This is a genomic window from Sphingomonas sp. (genome assembly GCF_031361285.1).
In the GTDB taxonomy this organism is placed as follows: Bacteria; Pseudomonadota; Alphaproteobacteria; order Sphingomonadales; family Sphingomonadaceae; genus Sphingomicrobium.
The window spans coordinates 1-1,548 of the sequence record NZ_JANMCO010000082.1 but is presented as its reverse complement, the minus strand read 5'-3'; the positions used below and the strand labels follow the sequence as shown (position 1 = coordinate 1,548).

1 protein-coding gene is annotated in these 1,548 nt (G+C 59.9%); it reads right to left on the bottom strand.

Going from position 1 to position 1,548, the window contains the following annotated elements; translation table 11 throughout:
* On the bottom strand, positions 1–1,548 hold a 1,548-nt coding region (locus RMO25_RS08425; protein ID WP_309662159.1), incomplete at both ends, for a TonB-dependent receptor.

The following is a 1,548-nucleotide window of genomic DNA, read 5'->3' as shown; positions in this document are numbered from 1 at the left end:
CATATGGCTTCGAGCCGATGTTTCCCGAGGCGTCCGCGTCGGCTTTGACCCGCGGTTTCAACAACACGCCGCCAACGACGATGTTGAGCTTGGGCGTGGCCTTCCCGGAAATGGAAAACTCGGCGCCGCGGCTTCGAACCGAGCCGATTTTTTTGAACACATTAGCGGTGTCGAAGCCGAAATAGGGTCGAGTTAGATCGAACACGCCGACGACGGCATTGATGTCTTTGGTGACGGCAATACGGACACCGGCGTCTTTTTGCTGCGTCAAGATCGTTTCCAGGGGCTCGTTGCGGTTGGCGGCGGTGAACGGCGCAATCCCGCTTTCCTCAAGTCCGCGCGCATAACCAGCGTAGACGTTGACAGATTTCGATAGGACAATCGCCGCGGTGCCGTTGTAGAGCCAGGGATTGGACCGTGCCCTCACTTGGCCGACCGCTGGGATGTCCGTCTGCTTCCGATAGTTTGCTTTCGAGAGACCCAGGCTGATTTCTCCGACGCCTTTCCAGCGGCCGTCGTAAGCGATGCCATAGGTCATTTGCTTGACGTGCTGGTGAGTTTGCTCTCCGAATTCAAAATCCGGTTTGGCAGCAGTCACATTTTCGCCCACGCTGCCAATCTCAAAACTGACCGAATCCGAGCCGCCGAATTCCCGCCGGGCATCGCGCCGTCGAGCGCTCAGGTGAATGAGGTGCAGCCGCGGGCCTTCGGCAGTGCTGTGCGTAACCCGCAGCTCACCGCTTAGCGAATGACTATGATTTGGTGGATCGGCGATGAGGATCCGCTCGGCCGTCCCATCCAGTTGCTCGTTGGCGAGCAAATGCGTGTAGGCGTGTCGGTTAAAGACACTCGATCGGAAGGCGCCGAGACGGGCGACCCAATTCTTGCCGAATGAGATGCTCGTCAGCAGGCCGGCGTTTGTGCCGGTGAGACGGTTGTCGGCCCATCGCGGGCCTTCGTCATGGTGCGCGCGATCGACCGTGGGCATGAAGCTTCCGGCAGGAATGTAGAGTGTCCCGCTTTCGTCATCATAGTCATTGTACATCGACCAGAACGACGTGATCTCGATATTGTCGGTCGGGTGCCAACGCCCGATTACGCTTTCGGTATGACTGAAATTGTCGGTGCCATTGACGAATACGGTCGTCCCGGCGTTCAGTCCGACGAACAGGCCGAGGCGCCCTGTCAGCGGGAGCGAGCCGTCGACCTCAAGGCCCTTGCCGCCATAATTGTCCGCGTTGGCAATGATCGATGCTCCAAGCCTGGATTCTGGCCGGCGCAGCGTCTGGTCCACGATCCCGCTGGGCGCAACGAACGGATAGCCCTGGGCGGACAGGCCGACCTTGATGTTGATCGAATCGACTAAGGTGCCCTGCAGACCGAAAGCCGGGTCGTAATAAAGGCCGTTGATGCGGACGTTGCCCGCAGCGGCGGGCGAAAAGCCGCGGGCGTTGCCCGGACCATAGATGCCGATGGTTTCTCGGCCGACGCTGAAGCCAAACGCGTCCTCGGCCTGCGTGACGGCATTGTCATCGGCCCTGTCCTGCG